This window comes from Tildeniella sp. (genome assembly GCF_059505325.1).
The window spans coordinates 18,381-35,981 of record NZ_JCACKI010000047.1 but is presented as its reverse complement, the minus strand read 5'-3'; the positions used below and the strand labels follow the sequence as shown (position 1 = coordinate 35,981).

General features: G+C 51.9%; 18 protein-coding genes and 2 pseudogenes. 13 read left to right on the top strand and 7 right to left on the bottom strand.

Features of this window, described 5'->3' with window-relative positions; genetic code table 11:
* Positions 1 to 87: 87 nt before the first annotated feature.
* On the bottom strand, positions 88 to 930 hold the full coding sequence (locus AC5JO6_RS16315) for a carbohydrate ABC transporter permease (protein ID WP_496082119.1): 843 nt from the start codon (positions 928 to 930) through the stop codon (positions 88 to 90).
* Positions 931 to 1,100: 170 nt separating this feature from the next.
* On the opposite strand from AC5JO6_RS16315, the gene AC5JO6_RS16310 reads away from it, so the two are divergent.
* The 8 genes and pseudogenes from AC5JO6_RS16310 (at position 1,101) to AC5JO6_RS16275 (ending at position 6,801) form a co-directional block, all read left to right on the top strand.
* Positions 1,101 to 1,796, top strand: a complete 696-nt coding sequence (locus AC5JO6_RS16310; protein WP_496082118.1) for an aldehyde oxygenase (deformylating) — start codon at positions 1,101 to 1,103, stop codon at positions 1,794 to 1,796.
* Between the two features lie 242 nt (positions 1,797 to 2,038).
* Positions 2,039 to 3,058 (top strand): long-chain acyl-[acyl-carrier-protein] reductase, encoded by a 1,020-nt coding sequence (locus tag AC5JO6_RS16305; protein ID WP_496082117.1) that lies wholly within the window; start codon positions 2,039 to 2,041, stop codon positions 3,056 to 3,058.
* Positions 3,059 to 3,115: 57 nt separating this feature from the next.
* Positions 3,116 to 4,228, top strand: coding sequence for a thiamine-phosphate kinase (gene thiL / locus AC5JO6_RS16300; RefSeq protein ID WP_496082116.1), 1,113 nt, complete (start codon positions 3,116 to 3,118; stop codon positions 4,226 to 4,228).
* A gap of 99 nt (positions 4,229 to 4,327) precedes the next feature.
* A pseudogene (locus tag AC5JO6_RS16295) lies at positions 4,328 to 5,182 on the top strand (IS982 family transposase).
* Between the two features lie 24 nt (positions 5,183 to 5,206).
* Positions 5,207 to 5,305, top strand: a pseudogene (locus AC5JO6_RS16290) (clan AA aspartic protease); the annotation flags it as partial.
* Positions 5,306 to 5,653: 348 nt separating this feature from the next.
* Positions 5,654 to 5,821, top strand: coding sequence for a hypothetical protein (locus tag AC5JO6_RS16285; protein ID WP_496082115.1), 168 nt, complete (start codon positions 5,654 to 5,656; stop codon positions 5,819 to 5,821).
* 319 nt (positions 5,822 to 6,140) lie between these two features.
* The gene (locus AC5JO6_RS16280) at positions 6,141 to 6,440 is read left to right on the top strand and encodes a nucleotidyltransferase family protein (protein ID WP_496082114.1); all 300 of its coding nucleotides are present in this window, start codon (positions 6,141 to 6,143) and stop codon (positions 6,438 to 6,440) included.
* Positions 6,433 to 6,801, top strand: coding sequence for a HepT-like ribonuclease domain-containing protein (locus AC5JO6_RS16275; protein ID WP_496082113.1), 369 nt, complete (start codon positions 6,433 to 6,435; stop codon positions 6,799 to 6,801). Before AC5JO6_RS16280 ends, AC5JO6_RS16275 begins: the two co-directional genes overlap by 8 nt.
* A 157-nt stretch (positions 6,802 to 6,958) precedes the next feature.
* Here AC5JO6_RS16275 and AC5JO6_RS16270 read toward each other — a convergent pair whose 3' ends face one another.
* Positions 6,959 to 8,212 carry a Zn-dependent hydrolase gene (locus AC5JO6_RS16270; RefSeq protein WP_496082112.1) on the bottom strand — a complete coding sequence of 418 codons (1,254 nt, stop codon included), beginning with the start codon at positions 8,210 to 8,212 and terminating at the stop codon, positions 6,959 to 6,961.
* A 118-nt stretch (positions 8,213 to 8,330) separates the two neighbouring features.
* Between AC5JO6_RS16270 and AC5JO6_RS16265 the strand changes: the two genes are divergently transcribed.
* Positions 8,331 to 8,735 (top strand): allophanate hydrolase-related protein, encoded by a 405-nt coding sequence (locus AC5JO6_RS16265; protein ID WP_496082111.1) that lies wholly within the window; start codon positions 8,331 to 8,333, stop codon positions 8,733 to 8,735.
* Complete coding sequence (gene ribD, locus AC5JO6_RS16260) at positions 8,732 to 9,826, top strand: bifunctional diaminohydroxyphosphoribosylaminopyrimidine deaminase/5-amino-6-(5-phosphoribosylamino)uracil reductase RibD (RefSeq protein ID WP_496082110.1); 1,095 nt, start codon at positions 8,732 to 8,734, stop codon at positions 9,824 to 9,826. Before AC5JO6_RS16265 ends, ribD begins: the two co-directional genes overlap by 4 nt.
* Before the next feature lie 45 nt (positions 9,827 to 9,871).
* Here the strand turns inward: ribD and AC5JO6_RS16255 are convergent, their stop codons facing one another.
* On the bottom strand, positions 9,872 to 10,429 hold the full coding sequence (locus AC5JO6_RS16255; RefSeq protein WP_496082109.1) for a 2'-5' RNA ligase family protein: 558 nt from the start codon (positions 10,427 to 10,429) through the stop codon (positions 9,872 to 9,874).
* Between the two features lie 181 nt (positions 10,430 to 10,610).
* Here AC5JO6_RS16255 and AC5JO6_RS16250 point away from each other — a divergent pair, with 181 nt between their 5' ends.
* The gene (locus AC5JO6_RS16250) at positions 10,611 to 10,877 is read left to right on the top strand and encodes a YciI family protein (protein ID WP_496082122.1); all 267 of its coding nucleotides are present in this window, start codon (positions 10,611 to 10,613) and stop codon (positions 10,875 to 10,877) included.
* Positions 10,878 to 11,056: 179 nt separating this feature from the next.
* The gene (locus AC5JO6_RS16245) at positions 11,057 to 11,848 is read left to right on the top strand and encodes an MlaE family lipid ABC transporter permease subunit (RefSeq protein ID WP_496082108.1); all 792 of its coding nucleotides are present in this window, start codon (positions 11,057 to 11,059) and stop codon (positions 11,846 to 11,848) included.
* 15 nt (positions 11,849 to 11,863) lie between these two features.
* Here the strand turns inward: AC5JO6_RS16245 and AC5JO6_RS16240 are convergent, their stop codons facing one another.
* From AC5JO6_RS16240 to minC, 4 genes are all read right to left on the bottom strand, one after another.
* Positions 11,864 to 12,739, bottom strand: coding sequence for a shikimate dehydrogenase (locus AC5JO6_RS16240; RefSeq protein WP_496082107.1), 876 nt, complete (start codon positions 12,737 to 12,739; stop codon positions 11,864 to 11,866).
* A 34-nt stretch (positions 12,740 to 12,773) separates the two neighbouring features.
* Positions 12,774 to 13,103: a cell division topological specificity factor MinE gene (gene minE, locus AC5JO6_RS16235; RefSeq protein ID WP_496082106.1), complete on the bottom strand. Its 330-nt coding sequence runs from the start codon at positions 13,101 to 13,103 to the stop codon at positions 12,774 to 12,776.
* Positions 13,104 to 13,250: 147 nt separating this feature from the next.
* Positions 13,251 to 14,057, bottom strand: a complete 807-nt coding sequence (minD, locus tag AC5JO6_RS16230; RefSeq protein WP_496082105.1) for a septum site-determining protein MinD — start codon at positions 14,055 to 14,057, stop codon at positions 13,251 to 13,253.
* A 340-nt stretch (positions 14,058 to 14,397) separates the two neighbouring features.
* Positions 14,398 to 15,195 carry a septum site-determining protein MinC gene (minC, locus tag AC5JO6_RS16225; protein WP_496082104.1) on the bottom strand — a complete coding sequence of 266 codons (798 nt, stop codon included), beginning with the start codon at positions 15,193 to 15,195 and terminating at the stop codon, positions 14,398 to 14,400.
* Positions 15,196 to 15,724: 529 nt separating this feature from the next.
* On the opposite strand from minC, the gene AC5JO6_RS16220 reads away from it, so the two are divergent.
* Positions 15,725 to 17,518 carry a serine/threonine protein kinase gene (locus AC5JO6_RS16220; protein ID WP_496082103.1) on the top strand — a complete coding sequence of 598 codons (1,794 nt, stop codon included), beginning with the start codon at positions 15,725 to 15,727 and terminating at the stop codon, positions 17,516 to 17,518.
* Positions 17,519 to 17,601: the final 83 nt, after the last annotated feature.

Here is a 17,601-nt window from a genome sequence, read left to right as displayed (position 1 = left end):
TAGCTGATAGCTGATAGCTGATAGCTGATAGCTGATAGCTGATCCAAAAGTGTGCCGTTATTTTTTAGCAAGCTCTTAGCCATTACTTCAGTTCTTGATACCCGTCGTGGCAATGCCGCGAATGAACTGACGCTGACCAAGCAAGAAGAGCAGCACGACCGGGAGCGTGGCGATTACCACTGCCGCCATCAACAGCGACCAGCTATTCGTAAACTGCTCCTGAAACTCTGCCAAAGCCAGTTGTACTGTCCTCAACTCCGGGCGTGTGGTGAACACTAACGGCTTAAACAGGTCATTCCACTCGCCAATAAAGGTGAAGAGAAAGAGGGTGGTCAGAGCCGGACGCGCCAGCGGCAGCATGATGCGCCACAAGATCTGGAACCGATTTGCTCCATCGATCGCCGCTGCTTCCTCTAGCTCTACCGGAATCGTCTGAAAGTACTGCCGCAATAGAAAAATGCCGAAACCATTGGCGATCGTCGGCAAAATCAACGCGCCGTAGGTATTAATCAAGTGCCCCCACTTCAGCACCAGAAAAATGGGGATCACTAACATCTGAAACGGAATCACCAGCGTTGCCAGAATGATCAGCAACAGCGCCTGCCGCCCGCGAAATTGCAGCCGTGCCAGGGCGTAGCCTGCTAAAGCAGCGGTCACGATCTGTCCACCCGTGACCGCCATTGCTATCAGTGTCGAATTTGCAAACGCCAGCAGAAAGTTTCCCTGGAGCCACGCCTGACGGTAGTTTTGCCACGACCAACCGGAGCCGCGACCGACTGGTGTATTAGCTGGCGCAAACGAGGTGACGGCAACAACGCCGAGTGGTAGCAGCACCAGTCCAGCACCTGCTACGAGGAGAACAAGGCGGGCGATCGCCCACCAGTCAAGTGTATTTTCTGCTGTCAGCGGGTTACTGTTTGTTTGAGGCATTGTGCGTCAGCGGGAACTGAATCTTTAGTTAATTGGTCACTCCCTTACAGGAAAGAGCTAAAGTGATATAGGCACGAATCTAACCATTTCGTCGCATTGCACCAAATTTCTTACCATGATCGTCCTATGCCGAACTATTATCGGCTGCATTCTTAGGAGACAATAGACTTATGCCGCAGCTTGAGGCAAGTGCAGCAATCGATTTTTACAGTGAGACCTACAAAGACGCTTACAGCCGCATCAATGCGATCGTGATCGAAGGCGAACAGGAAGCCAACGAAAACTACATCAGCTTGGCTGAACTGCTGCCCGATCAGACCGATCAGTTGCTGAGTCTGGCGAAAATGGAGAATCGCCACAAAAAAGGCTTCGAGGCGTGTGGACGGAACCTCAAAGTCACCCCCGATCTTGATTTTGCTCGTCAGTTCTTCTCCAAGCTGCACGAAAACTTTCAGACGGCTGCGGCTCAAAACAACATCGTGACCTGTCTACTGATTCAGTCACTGATCATCGAATGCTTTGCGATCGCGGCTTACAACATCTATATTCCAGTCGCTGACGACTTCGCCCGCAAGATTACTGAAGGCGTTGTCAAAGAAGAGTACAGCCACCTCAACTTTGGCGAAGAATGGCTTAAAGCCAACTTTGAGACCGCCAAAGCCGAGCTAGAAGTTGCCAACCGTCAGAACTTGCCATTGGTTTGGCAAATGCTGAACCAGGTGGAGAAGGATGCTCATGTTCTAGGCATGGAGAAAGAGTCGCTTGTCGAAGACTTCATGATTCAGTACGGTGAAGCGCTGGAAAACATTGGCTTCAGCACACGTGAGATCATGCGGATGTCGGCTCTCGGTCTTTCGGCAGCCTAGCTACACCAGAGGTCTGCGCCCTTTCAGGCTCACGCTCCCAAACTCAAGTAAGCGAAGGAGTTGACGGCGATCGCTGCCAACTCCGATTACTGTAGGCAGTTACTAGCTGAACATTCTTACCGATCCATGCTCAATTCGAGGGTGAACTGGTATCTTTGGGCACTATCTCTCAGTGCCTCTTAACGTTTGCTCGTCATATCAATCCGTTTTCATCAAATTCTCTAAGTTTTGCAGAGTTGTTCATGTTTGGTTTAATTGGTCATCTCACTAGCCTGGAACACGCTCAATCAGTCGCCAAGGAATTGGGGTACCCAGAGTACGCCGACCAGGGACTTGACTTTTGGTGCAGTGCTCCGCCGCAAATCGTCGATACAATCAAGGTTACGAGCATTACGGGGCAGACGATCGAAGGTCGATACGTCGAATCTTGCTTCCTACCCGAAATGTTAGCGGCTCGCCGCATCAAAGCCGCCACTCGCAAAATCATCAACGCGATGGCACATGCTCAGAAGCACGGCATCAACATTACGGCGTTGGGTGGCTTCTCGTCCATCATTTTTGAAAACTTCAATTTGCAGCAAATTCGGCAAGTTCGTAATGTCATGCTGGAGTTCGAGCGCTTTACCACAGGCAACACGCATACCGCCTACATTATCTGTCGTCAGCTTGAGCAGGCATCGCAAGCGTTAGGCATTAACCTCTCAACCGCAACTGTTGCCGTTTGTGGTGCGACTGGAGATATTGGTAGTGCTGTCTGTCGCTGGCTCAATGCCCGTAGCGATGTGGCTGAACTTTTGCTGATCGCCCGCAACCAGGAGCGGCTGCAAGCTCTACAAGATGAACTGGGTCGCGGCAAAATTTTAGACCTGCAAGCAGCACTGCCTCAGGCAGATATTATTGTGTGGGTTGCCAGTATGCCTAAAGGGGTGGAGATTGATCCAGCCACCCTAAAGCAGCCTTGCCTGTTAATCGACGGTGGCTACCCAAAAAACCTGGCAACTAAAGTGCAGCGATCGGGCATTCACGTGTTGAATGGCGGCATCGTCGAGCATTCCCTCGACATTGACTGGCGCATTATGAACATTGTCAACATGGACATTCCAGCCCGCCAGCTCTTTGCCTGTTTTGCGGAGTCAATGCTGCTCGAATTTGAAAAATGGCACACCAACTTTTCCTGGGGGCGTAACCACATTACCGTTGAAAAGATGGAGCAGATTGGCGCGGTTTCTGTAAAGCATGGGTTCAGACCGTTACTCGTGTAGCAAGCGTTTCGGTATCTTGATCAAAAAAACTGCTGTTTTTTGCATACGAGAGACAGCGTGAACGATTACCAGACACCCTTGACCGTTCAAGCGATCGGTGAACAAGGTCTACTAAAACGATTACAGTCCTTTTGTCCAGCCGATCTGGTGGGCGATGACGCAGCCGTGCTGACGGTACAGCCTGGACGATCGCTCGTTGTCACAACGGATGTACTCGTTGATGGCGTACATTTTAGTGACCAAACGACAGCAGCAGACGATGCTGGTTGGCGATCGGCGGCAGCGAATCTTTCTGATCTGGCAGCAATGGGAGCGACACCGTTAGGCATTACGGTGGGCTTGAGTTTGCCCGGAGACACAACCCTAGCCTGGGTTGAGGGACTCTATCAAGGATTGACCGCGTGTCTGAACCAATACAATACGCCGATCGTTGGGGGCGATGTCTGTCGATCGTCCGTTCTGAGTGTTGCTATCACCGCGTTTGGAGACGTTGAGCCACATCGTATGATTCGCCGCTCCACCGCTCAACCCGGTGATGCGATCGTGGTGACAGGTGTGCATGGCGCGTCAAAAGCGGGACTCGAATTACTGCTGCATCCTGAGTTAGGACGATCGCTCAATGCGGACGATCGTGCGGCTCTCATCCAGGCACATCAACGCCCAACGCCTCGCTTAGATGTCGTTGAACGGCTTTGGGCAGGGGTTAGGAGTTGGGAGTCGGGAGTTGGGAGTCGGGAGCTAGAATTCATCCCTCACCCCTCACCCCTCACCCCACCGCAAAGCGGAAGCAAGCTACACCCCTTACCTTTCCCCTCGATCGCGGGCATGGATAGCAGCGATGGCTTAGCGGATGCAGTTGTGCAACTTTGCCGTGCCAGTGGTGTAGGAGCCAGACTTGAACGCAGCCAGATCCCGATTCCTTCAGCTCTAGCACAATGGGTGCAGCCAGAGCAGGCGTTGGAATGGGCACTGTATGGCGGCGAAGATTTCGAGTTGGTACTCTGTTTGCCCTTGATGCAGGCGCAAGCATTGGTACAGCAGTTAGGTGAGGGGGCAGCGATCGTCGGCACGATTACTGATGAACGAGAGATCTGGCTAGTGGATAGAACCCAAACCATGCCAGATCAACAGCTCACACTGGAGAGGGGTTTTCAGCACTTTGGGGCTTAACGTTATTAGTGAGCCTTTTAGCTAACGTCAGTTCGGGATAAGGAGGGGTGAAACAGATACAGTTGAAAGTGCCTAATTCTCAACCCATCTGACCACCCCATGCTTAGTTTAGAAGCCTTGTTTTGCCATGTCGATGACTGCTGCCGATGGTTTGAACCCCAGTGGAAGCAGCAGTTGCTGGGGGAGGGGGTGCAACAGCGCCAACGGTCTCGCAGCCTCTGTTTGAGCGAAATCATGACAATTTTGATTGCCTTCCACCAGTCGGCATACCGGAACTTCAAGTGGTTCTACACCCAACGAGTCTGCCGCGATTGGCGCGATGCCTTTCCAGGCTTAGTCAGCTACACCCGCTTTGTGGAGTGGATGCCGTCAACCCTCATTCCCTTGTGTGCCTACTTACGTCATTGTTTTGGAAACTGCACAGGCATCAGTTTCATCGACTCGACCAGTCTTAAAGTCTGTCACAATCGCCGCATTCACACCCATAAGGTCTTCAAACCTCTGGCGGCGCGTGGAAAGACCTCGGTGGACTGGTTCTTTGGCTTCAAGCTACATCTGGTCGTCAATGAGCAGGGGGCATTGCTGAACGTCATCCTCACCCCTGGCAACACCGATGACCGTAAACCTGTCCCTAACCTCCTCCAACACTTGTTCGGTAAGGTGTTTGGCGACCGGGGGTACGTGTCGCAGAAATTGGCTCAGCAGTGATGGCAGCAATCCAGGCTTCAACTGGTCACCAAGCTCAAGCGAAACATGAAGCATCGCTTGATGTCGCTGAGCGATAAGCTGCTCCTGCGTCGCCGCGCCATTATTGAGTCGATTATTGACCAATTGAAGAACATCTCTCCGATCGAACATTCCCGGCACCGCTCCCCCGTCAATGGTTTTGTCAATGTCATCTGTGGGCTGATTGCCTATTGTCATCAGCCCACAGATGACATCTCTGTTGATTGACGAGGCTTTGCCTGCTGCCGCTTAAACCGAACTCACGTTCTGTTAGGAATGGCGATGCTTTACGGTTATCGATTGCAGGTTGATACTGTTGAAGGCGGTATCGTTAAAATTGAAGCCTTATGATCCCAATTAGAAGTAATCAGTGAGGCACGGTCTAACAATTCAAAGGTAGCGGACGATTGTAGCCTGCTGGCTCTGAGTTCGGGGTTATTTGCCGCTCTAATTTGAGCCGTTGGACTGCTGAGCTATCCATAGGACGTAGTGAACGGTTCACCAGTACGATCGCCCATCTTATAGGTTGAGTTTCCTTACCTCAACCCAACCGCATCTTTTTTACTCTTCACTTCTACTATTGCAGCGATCGCATTGCTTGAGCCTTAGCCTCGCCTAGTCAACACGGTTTCTCCTGTGGTCACGTCTATTCAAGCTGTGGTTACGTCCATTCAAGCGATCGTTACTTCTGCATAAGCGGTGGTTACGTCCGTTGAAGCTGTCGTTAGTCATGGTAAAGCAGTGGTTACTTCTGCTGAAGCGGTGGTTACTTCCACTGAAGCGGTGGTTAGTAATGATGAAGCTGTGGTTAGTAACGGTAAAGCTGTGGTTAGTAACGGTGAAGTACTGGTAAAGACGAACGCGTGATTTGCTCAGCAGTGTGACCTTGTTTTTTAGCATCACGACTTTTATGGGCGATCGTATAGCCAGGATCTGTACATGCATGAAGTTTGGTGTGGCTGGGATCAGTACGATCGCCTTCATTGGTTGCTTTGATGCAGGGGAACTCAGTATCTTATGTTTAGCACCTTAACGACTTCCGCTATTTTAGGGTTTGAGCAACCTAACAATGTCTTTACAGTTAATGGTGAGGCAATTTTGTCTCGATCGCGCGGACTGTCTGAAACTGAAGCGGTAATCATGAGGAAAGAGGTGCGAAGAAGACCAATGCAAAGGCAATAACCAAATGAGTGAAATTATAGGAAGCAACGATGTCCTCCAGAAGCTGCGCTATTTGAAACCTGAACTCGAAAAACGCTATGGCGTAACTCGCATTGGAGTTTTTGGTTCTGTGGCACGTCATGAAACTCACAACGAAAGCGACATTGATATCGTGGTAGATATGGCACCTGATCTCTTGAAGCGTGTCAGCCTCAAAGCAGAGTTAGAATTAATTTTCAATAAAAGAGTTGATGTGGTTCGCTATTGGTATGGCATGAATCATTATTTGAAGATGAGAATAGATAAAGAAGCCGTTTATGTCTAATCGATCCCTTCTTTTAGAGCTATGTATTGAAATTGACGAAGCAATCAGAAGAATCGAGCGAAGATTTACAGGTATTCATTCACCTGAGGACTTTATTTGTGATGATAATGGACTTGATCGTCTAGATGGAATTAGCATGATGCTGATTGCGATTAGTGAAAACATCAAAAGGCTTGAGAAGATTGCCGGGGCTGATTTTCTGAATCAATACCCTGACATCCCCTGGCTTGGCATCAAAGGAATCAGAAATATCTTGGCTCACGATTATTTCAATCTAGACGCTGAAGAAATCTACAAAATATGCTCCAGTGACCTGGAACCTTTAAAGCAGGTATTGGTAAGAATGCGTGGTGCTGTGTAGGTAGACATGTGAAAGTTGGTCTGCATCACTGACGACTGATTGAAGTTTAAGTTCGGGCGTTTTTGAGTAGTAGTAAGAGTCTCTATAGGTATGCCGTGACCAAGCGCCGTTGCCTCGATCGCCCATTTCAACTACTTAGAAATCCGGTAATAGAAGGTCAGTGAGACGCGATCGCATACGCCTTGTCTAACTGCAAAAACGTGTGCAGCAGAACGTTTGCGCCTTGAGCGCATTCCTCTGGTGTGGTGTATTCGTCGATCGAGTGGCTAATGCCGTTCTGACTGGGCACAAAAATCATGCCCATATCGGTGAAGCGTCCGATTTCCTGAGCATCGTGTCCAGCACGACTGGGCAGATACATGTAAGGCAAGTCCAATTGCTCAGAGACCTGTTTGATTGTGTCTTTAATGTGAGGAGCCGCCAGCGTGGGTAGGATGTGGAGCGTTTCGCGGAGGGTAAATTCGGTGTGAGTGGCAGCAGCGATCGCGCTAAACTCATCCTTCATACGACTGACTAACCCTTCCAGATGCTCTTGAGACAAATCCCGCAAATCGATGCGAAAATCGACGTTACCGGGAACCGTATTCGTAGCGTTGGGTGAAACGCTGAGATAGCCGACCGTCGCTACCTGATCACCAGGGATTTCAACCCCGATTTTGTTCACTGCTAACACCATCTGCGCGGCTGCCACGAGTGCATCTTTCCGCATGGACATGGGTGTGGTGCCAGCGTGGTTCATGCGCCCGATGACGTTGACTGCAAAGCGATACTGTCCCACAATGCCATCCACCACGCCGATCGGCATTGCCTCATGTTCCAGGACACCCCCTTGCTCCACGTGGAGTTCAACGAAGGCAGCGATATCGGAGCGATCGCGTTTGGCAGTGGCAATCTTCGACCAATCGCCGTCAATCGTTTCGAGACACGCTTGAATGGGTGTACCGTCGAGACGCGCGTAATACTCCGGGGGTTCCTTGACTTCACCCGCCATCGCTTTGCAGCCCAGCACAGAGCGTTCTTCATCCGTAAACACAATCACTTCAATAGGGTGATCGAGCCGCAGATTGTGTTCATGCAGCACACGCACGATTTCAATGCCAGCCAATACGCCCAAGCAGCCATCATAGCGACCCGCTACAGGCACCGTGTCGATGTGCGAACCAGTCGCTAGAGCAGCGGCTTCATCGTTCTTTCCAGCATACCTGCCAATCATATTGCCAGCCGCATCCAGGCGAACGGTCATCCCCGCCTCTACCATCCAGGCTTTCACCTGCTCACGCGCCAGTAAATCGTCGGCAGTGAAAGCGACTCGACTCACGCCGCCATCGGGCAATCGACCAATGTCTGCCAGTTGAAACAAACTGCGATTAAGGCGATCGCCATTGACTGTGAGTTGGGCAAGAACAGGCATAAGCATCCCTCAATCTGAATTTGTGGTGGTTCTGACTTGTAACGGGCAACGGGCTAACCCTAAACTAGAACAACCTCAAGGGAATCGGTAGTTCAGGTTGTACAAAAATAGGGGCGACATGACGGAAACAACGGGTGTGAAGCGAGTGTTTATTTGCGGTTCGGCACTGCGGGGACAACCCGATCACGGAAATCTGCAATCGGCAACGTTTATTCGGGAAGCAAAGACGCGATCGCTCTATCGCCTACACGCCGCTGAGGATGGGTGGCATCCTGCCATTTACGAAGTCAGCGAGGGCGGTGTTTCGATTCCAGGCGAGGTGTATGAGCTGACGATCGCCCAGTATGAACACCTACTGGCAACGGAACCGCCCAACATGTATCCGGCTGATGTCGTTTTAGATGATGGCGAAGTGCTGACGGCGATTCTCTATCCACGCGAATTGGTTGAAAAGTATGACTGGCTCGACATTTCTGACCTTGGCGGTTGGGCTGCGTACAAAGCCAGCACTGCCAAACAATGAACGAACGTGACACCGACGATCGCGCCTGGATGCAGCGCTGCCTGGATTTGGCACGGCAGGCATTGGGACGCACTGCACCAAATCCACTGGTCGGTTCGGTCATTGTGCAGAACGGTGCGATCGTTGGTGAAGGATTTCATCCCGCAGCGGGACAGCCACACGCAGAGGTGTTTGCCCTACGACAGGCAGGCGAACAAGCACGAGGCGCAACGCTTTACGTCAACCTGGAGCCTTGCAACCACTATGGGCGCACACCACCCTGTTCAGAGGCGATCGTCGCAGCAGGCATACGGCGCGTCGTTGTCGGCATGGTCGATCCAGATCCTAGAGTGTCCGGTAGCGGCATTGCGCGGTTACAGCAGGCAGGCATTGAAGTCACAGTCGGTATCGAAAAAGCAAACTGTCGTACGCTCAACGAAGCCTTTATCCATCGCATTTTGCATCACCGTCCGTTTGGCATTCTCAAATACGCGATGACTCTGGACGGGAAGATTGCTACCACCACTGGGCATAGCGCCTGGGTCACGAGTCCTGCTGCCCGCGCTGAAGTGCATCAACTGCGAGCCGCCTGCGATGCAGTCATTGTCGGTGGTAACACCGTTCGGCGCGACAATCCCCTTCTGACCAGTCGTCAAGATCACACACCATTACGAGTGGTGATGAGTCGATCGCTCGACCTCCCCATAGATGCCCAACTTTGGCAGACGAATATTGCCCCAACGCTGGTCTTCACCGAAGCAGGCGCAAATCCAGCCGTTCAGAAAGCACTCATGCAACAAAACGTTGAGGTGATTGAACTCTCCCCCTTAACCCCTTCAGCCGTGATGACGTATTTGTACGATCGCGGTTGTCTTAGCGTTCTGTGGGAATGTGGTGGCACTCTGGCAGCACAGGCGATCGCGGATGGTGCCGTTCAAAAAATTCTCGCCTTCATTGCCCCCAAAATCATTGGTGGCAGTAGTGCGCCCTCACCGATCGGCGATTTAGGCTTGACGACCATGACCGATGCGCTGATTTTAGAACGTGTGCAATGGCGATCGATCGGTTCAGACCTATTGATTGAAGGCTATTTGGGAACGGCAAGCGGCTAAAGCGGGTGAAACCACGATCGCGGCTTTCTACAAACTGCCTGAAAACTACAAACTGCTCGAAAACGGAAACTCTCTGTCGATCGTCCACCGTTGCCCATCGTGCCGCAACAAGGTTAGATGAGCTGCTGTAAACTCAAGCTGCAACGGCACCTGCTGAAACTCCGACCAGGCAAGCTTGAAGTTTTCCTCAGTCAAATCCCGAAAGCCAACCGTCATGTGAGGCGAAAACGATCGCATCTTTGAGACAGCATCCACAATGCCCATTTGCTCCATGTGAGCCATCAACGCCGTTTGCAGCGCCAGGAGTGCGGGTGTCTTCAGAACATTGATGTAGATTACATGCGGCGGAAACGCTCCAAAATCTGACAGCGTAATGGGTAGTGGCGCTGACCGAGCAGCAAACTCGCCAAGATTTTGATGGAGGGCAGGCATTGCTTCAAGTGCCCATGCAAAAGGTGGCTGCAAGGTGATATGAGGTGGTGATTTGAGCGCTGCATGGCTGTTGTAGCGATCGGCAAACACCTGCTTGATCGCATTGGCATCGCCCTGAATCGCCTGCGATGGTAACAAAGCAATAAAAAATCGACCGTTTGCTGCGCCCAAAAAGTTACCCTGTATACCTTACATCTGTTTAACCAAGGTCTGTTTAGATCGGGACTAAAGGCGAACGATCAACTCTATGGCTGACAGTCGCTGCCACGATCGTCCAGCAGTCTGCTGCCCCAAGTCTAACGTTCAAAGATTTACCCGATCGCACCATTGTCTATTGAAAGGAACGCCCTCTATGCCCTGGTTCGTCAAAATTGAAGAAGGAATTGTCGATCGCCCCATCTTTGACCAATACGTCCCTGCCCACAAAGAATTTGTGCGGGGCTTAATCGCCAAGGGTCACCAAGCAAAAACTGGCTATTGGAGCTGTTACGGCGGCGGTATGCTCCTCTTTCAAGCGGCATCAATGGATGAAGCAAGGGCGATCGTGGCACAAGATCCGCTCGTCCAGAATGAATGTGTGCATTACAAGCTGTATGAATGGTGTGTAGCGGTGGAGTGAGGGGGAGTCGGGAGTCGGGAGTGGGGAGTGGGGAGTGGGGAGTGGGGGAAGGACAGTTTGAGTTTGCGTCGCTGTTTCCCCCTCTACATCTCCACGTCTAGCTTCTAAAAAGCGTCTTCAGCGCCTCACCTGAAACCAGTAAAGAGTATGATCACAGGTAATTTTCACTGGTGTTTTCGATGAATGACACGATCGCATCGCTTGAGGCTTGGAACCATCGGCTGAAGGCGGCTGTACTACTGGGTGGGCGAGTCGTCTATCATCTGCTGACGGGCAAGATCGATCGCCGTAACACAATTGAACAAATGAATATTGTGGGTCCGCAATCGCTTTCCATTGTCTTAATCACCGCTGCCTTCATTGGCATGGTGTTTACCATTCAAGTGTCACGAGAATTCCTGCGGTTGGGAGCAGGTTCGGCAGTGGGAGGCATTTTGGCGATCGCGCTCTCCCGTGAGCTATCGCCCATTCTCACCGCTGTTGTTGTTGCAGGACGTGTTGGTTCGGCGTTTGCAGCGGAGTTAGGCACCATGCGAGTTTCTGAGCAAATCGATGCCCTTTATGTGCTGAAAACCGACCCGGTCGATTATTTGGTGGTTCCCCGTGTCGTTGCCTGCATTCTGATGCTGCCAGGTTTAGCTATTCTCTCTTTTTTTACAGGGATGGCGGGCGGTTTACTCATTGCCACTCAGATGTACGATATGTCATACGGTGTTTTCATCTCGTCTGCCCACGACCTCATGTCTGTTTGGGACATCTGTGCTGGTCCTATTAAAGGGGTTGTTTTCGGTGCGCTCATCGCCGTGATTGGTTGTAGCTGGGGCTTAACGACTAGCGGTGGTGCAAAAGGCGTGGGTCAATCGACCACAACGTCTGTCGTGACGAGTATTCTTGCGATTATCATTTCCGACTTTTTTCTTTCCTGGATTATGTTTTCAGGCTCTGGCGATGCTGGCTTGAAAGGGTTTTGAACCGTCGCGCGCCTTCTAGTGCCGTTCCGCTTCGCTCAAGCCCAAATGTTGCTGGAGCGATCGCCGCATCACCTCAATTGGCACGGGTTGCTGTAGCCAAATCTCTAAAGCGGCTGCACCTTGCTGAACGAGCATTTCCAAGCCGTCGATCGCGATCGCGCCCCGCTCTTTTGCCTGTTGCAAAAATACCGTCGGATTAGGGGTATAGATTAAATCGTAGGCAATGGCATTGGGCACGATGCTGTCAGCGTCTTCTGAGCTAAGCGGCGATCCTGTATCAGGTGACATGCCGATCGGGGTTGTGTTGACGATCAAGCCAGCTTGAGGCAAAAGATCTCGCAAATGCGCCCAGGTGTGAACTTGTAAATTGCTGATTAGGGAGGAACCAGCCCAACGATGCAGGAAGGCTTCTAGTTTTCCTGCATCACGTCCGACCACGTAGATTGCAGCACAGCCCAATTCTGCACATCCCGCAACAACCGCTCTCGCAGCGCCACCGTTGCCTAAAATGACTGCCACCGTCTGGCTCCAGTCGCGCTGCTGGTCTTTGAGCGGCTGTAGAAAACCTGCAACATCGGTATTCGTACCGCTCCAGCCCGATTCTGTTCGCCGCACCGTGTTGACCGCACCAATTGCCTGCGCGATCGGCGTGACCTCTGTCAGCAACGGTACGATCGCTTGCTTGTGAGGAATAGTGACGTTGAAACCCTGCAAGCCAATCGCAGCAAAGCCATCGATCGCTTGCTGAAGTGCTGCTGGTTGAACGAGGAACGGGAAGTAGGCGTAGTCCAAGCCAAGATGAGCGATCGCCGCGTTATGCATGATGGGCGATAAGGAGTGGGCGATCGGAGCACCGATGACACCCAATAGTTTGGTTTTACCAGTGATCACAGGAGTGAGGAGTGAAGAATGGGCGAGCAGAAGCCTACTCCAGAATGATGGATTCGGATTCAACTTTTTCGACGATCGGCTCGACAGGCAGTCGATCAGAGGCAGGGCGTACACGCCGAATGGGCAGATTGGCGATCAGGGCAGTGGTGCGATCGCTGTTTTCAAGCGCAAATTCCATCCCTTCTGTATCCAGTTCCACGTAGCGAGAGACGACTTCCAGAATTTCCTTTCGCATCGCTTCCAGTGCTTGCGGCGGAATATCGGTGCGATCGTGCGCCAACACCAGCTTGAGGCGATTCTTCACTTGGCTGCGGCTGTTGTCACCGGGTCGAGCAAACAGGCGTTCGAGAAGTTCAATCAGCATGGAGCAAGGTGAGGTGAAGGGTGGGGAGGAGGGGCAGGGGGAGAGACAGAGGGAGATAGGGAAGCGAAGGGATGAAGGATGAACGTTTTGACGAACGACTAACCACTAATAACCAACAGCTAACAACTGACTCCTGACTTCTCTCCACTAAAAAATCTTCTTGTTAAGAACATCGCGGAGTTTGGCAAAGAAGCTACCGTTTTTCGCTGTCAGATCGAGAAATTCAACTTTTTCGCCTTCGAGCCTTCGAGCAATGTTGTCAAAAGCGCTACCTGCTAGCGACGGGGTTTCCGACAGCACGAGCGGTTCACCTTTGTTCGTAGAGACAATCACACGCTCATCGTCAGGCACTACACCAATGAGGGGAATTGCCAAAATTTCCTGTACATCTTCAACAGACATCATGTCGTTTGCCTGCACCATTGCCGGACGAATGCGATTGACGACAAGCTGAATTTTCTTAATATTGTTTGCCTCTAGCAAGCCGACGACACGATCGGCATCACGCACCGCAGCAATTTCAGGTGTGGTGACGATGATGGCTTCTTTGGCAGCGGCGATCGCGTTCTGAAAGCCCATCTCAATGCCAGCGGGACAATCAACAAACACATATTCATAGGTTCGTGCCAGCGTCGTCACCAGTTGCTTCATCTGGTCAGGATTGACCGCATCTTTCGTCCGGTTTTGTGCCGCTGGTAGCAAGACTAAATTGGGCTGCCGCTTATCTTTCACAAGCGCCTGCTCCAAACGACACTGCCCTGATAGAACATCAACGGCTGTATAAACAACGCGATTTTCCAAGCCCAGCAATAAATCCAGGTTGCGAAGACCAAAATCGGCATCTACTACGGCAACCTGACGACCGCGCCGTGCTAGCGTCATGCTCAGATTGGCAGTGGTAGTAGTTTTACCCACGCCTCCCTTGCCAGATGTAACAACAATAATGCGACTCATGAAAGCGGCTGTGAATAACGAAGGGGGCAACGAACTGAATGCGGAAGTTGCTTAGACAATAGACTCAAAACAGGTCTGATTCTGACACCTTAATTTAGCTGAAACGCTAACAGTCTGAAATTCAATCTCTGAAGTTTGGGCTGCTTGATTCTAAAGTGTTCTAACTATACCGAAACTAACTATGCTTATACTCCGTACATGACATTCTGATCACAGTATTAGAAAAAGCATTTGCAGAAGCGAGGAAGAAGGGTGTTGTTAGGTGTTGGTTGTTGCTCAGCCGTCAGTCAAAACGTTCATCTTCACCACCTCATCTCCCCACCCCCTCACTCCTCACTCCTCACCCCCCTTCCTTCCCGCCTCGATGAAAATCAACCGCTCTGGCAATACGAATCGTGCCTTGTGGCGTAACATAGGCAACTTCGGGATGATATTGAGCAGGGGGCGTTTCGGGTGGTCTGGCGACAAAATCGGCAATACGAAGCTGGGTCGGCTCCATTTGCATTGCCATGATCAAGCAACGGGCATTGCCTTTGGAACCAGCATGGGCAACCCCACGCAGGCGACCCCAAACCAAGATGTCGCCCTCTGCTACAACGGCGCTACCTGCGTTGACATCGCCCAGAATAATCACGGTGCCGCTGTGATGAATATCGGCACCCGATCGCAGCGTTGTTTCCAGATACAGCGGCTCTGCTATTGCGTGCGCGGCTTCTTGAGTCGGCTGGTTCAGGTGCGAAATGGAAGCTTGTTGCTCGACGGAGTAGCCAGCAGTGGCAGCAGCAACAGCGGTTTGGCGACGGCTAGTGTACACCCGCTTGAGCTGAAGTTGTGCGTCAGTGAGGGCATCGGCGATCGTTTGCAGTTGCCGTCCATCCAGCAGGCGATCGCGGGCGATTAGATGCACGGTCGTCTCAGGCTGCCAGAAACGATCGCCTGCGTCAAGCCGCTGCTTCAGTTGCTGCCAAACTTCTGTCCAGTGAAAGGATGTGTTGGACTGATCATCATCTCCTTCGGGTGGCAGCAGCAGCAGCAGTTTGCCCCCTTCACTGCGAAAACGCACCTGTTGAGAGAGGTCTACGTCCGGGGGGGTGGGCGGAACGACAGGTGCCGATGTGGATGGAGAGGCATCAGTCATGCGAAAGAAACCGAAGCTTTAACGGCTTTAATAGTAAGCTGAAACGCCGCGATCGACACATTGACTCGATCGTTCGTCAAGAACATAGTGCCGTGTGAAGGGAGAGATGCGTTCTCAAGCAGTATGCTTCTCAACCCAAATGCTCTGAAAGATCCGGAGCAGTCTTGGAACGCGTGTATACAGAAATCTAAGTTCTTTAAGCTCAAGTTCTCCAAACAGCCCTTCGAGATCCGGTCTGTCGTTGAAACGGGTGCCACTGATACCAATTCTACAAAATCGCCCTACAGATTCGTTCTTGATGCTGACCGCTGACCGCTGACCGCTGACCGCTGACCGCCAGCCAAGGATTGAATCTGTAGCTACAGTTTAGGGAAATGGTATGAAAGCATTTCTAGAGACCGCTTTTAAGGCAAGGGGCTGCTCAGCGCTGTTTTTCTGTACGTGTTTTAGCTGCGTTTTCTGAGCGGCGATCGGTTGGATCGCTAAGCTCCCAAAGCCTGATTCGTCACTCCCACCATTGATTCTCACTATGTCAGACGTATTGACTCAGACTGTCAGCTATTCAGGACTCGATCGACTGCTGGATGGGCGCTATCAGGTCATCCAAATACTGGCAACTGGCAACTGGGGACGAACCTACCTGGCGCAAGATACGCGTCGCCCAAGCCAACCAGAATGCGCGATTCAGCACGTTGTACCAGTTGCTCATGCCCTTTCTGATCAGTCTGCGCTAAGGCAGCTCTTTGTGCGCGAGGCATCCACGCTAGAGCGGCTGGGAGAGCATGAGCAAATTCCCCAGCTTCTAGCTTGTTTTGAGGATGAACAGGGGTTTCATCTCGTGCAGGAGTTCGTTAGCGGTACGTCCTTGAGCCTGGAACTGATGCCGCAGCCCTGGGACGAAACGCGGGTTGTGCAATTGCTGGTGGACTGCTTGAAAATTCTGGCAGTAGTGCATGAAGAATGCTGTCGGCATGGTGATATCCAGCCAGATAATCTGATTCGACGATCGCACGATGGCAAGCTCATGCTCACCAACTTTGGCACCGTGCGCGATATCCACCTGTCCCTGATGACACTACAAGGGCAGGCTGCTGCCTCAATGGTGCCCGATACACATGGCTATCAGCCTCCAGAACAGGTGCAGGGATTACCGTGCCTTGCCAGCGATATTTATGCGGTGGGTATGATCGGTATTCAAGCGCTGACGGGCGTTAAGCCCTTACAGTTGGGCTACGATACTCGCACCTGGGAGATCCTCTGGCAGCCGTTTGGTCAGACAGCAGGCTCAACGCTACGGCATGGGTTAGTTGCTGTGCTCAGCCGCATGGTTCGCACTGATCATACGCAACGCTATCCGTCTGCTAAAGAAGCACTACAAGCACTACAGCAGTTGACTCAGGCGGTACCGCATAAGTTGGTGGAGGAGACGATCGCGCCTGCCCTTACGCCTAACCTCTCCCCGCAGGAACCCTCTCAGGCACTAGCACTGCTCAACCTGCCGCACCAGGAAGCATCATCAGAACCGCGATTGAGTACAGCGGTGCAGATTGGTGTTGGCATTGGCGCTGTCGTGGCAGCAGCAGTCTGTGGCTATGCGCTACCCCATCTGCTCGATCGCACGCTCTTTGGCACAGGTGACCCCGATCAAAAAGCGTTGGCGGAAGCAACCCAGCAGTACCAGGCAGGACAACTTCAAAAAGCTGTATCTTTAGCAGAGACCATTCCCAAAGACAGCGCTGCCTATGCACCCGCACGGGAGGCGATCGCCCACTGGCAAACCGATTGGCAAACCGCCGAGCAAAAGTCTCAGGCAGCAAAAGCGGCATTCCAGCAAGGGAATGGTTTGGTCGTTTTACAACAGGCGCAGGGGCTGCCGCAAAATAGTTACTGGCAGGCGCAGGTGAAGCCTCTGGTGGAGCAGTCAATGAATCAGGCAGAAGCCGCTGCCGCTCAGCTATTGCGCGATGCCTATGGTCGAGCGATCGTCAAAGATTTTGCAGGCGCGATCGTAGCGCTAAAACAGATTCCAGAAGGCACGTCTGTATATGCCAAAGCACAAGAAAAACTGCGCGAGTACAGTGAAAAACAGCAAGTTCAAGCGGTGAGCTATCTCCAGATTGCTTACGATCAAGCGGAAACGAAAGCGTTCGACAAAGCACTTGAGACACTCCAAAAAATTTCTGCCGATACGCCTACCCATGCCACCGCTCAGACAAAAACGCGTGAGTACACCGAAAAACAGCGCATTCGAGCCGAAGCTCTGGCACTCCAGGACTTGAACCCTGGCAGCTATCTGCAAGAAGCGAATCTGGCGAGGCAGTAGGAGAGGGGCAGAGGGGGCAGAGGAAGCAGGGGAGGCAGAGGAAGCAGGGGAGGCAGGGGAGGCAGAGGAAGCAATTCAATACT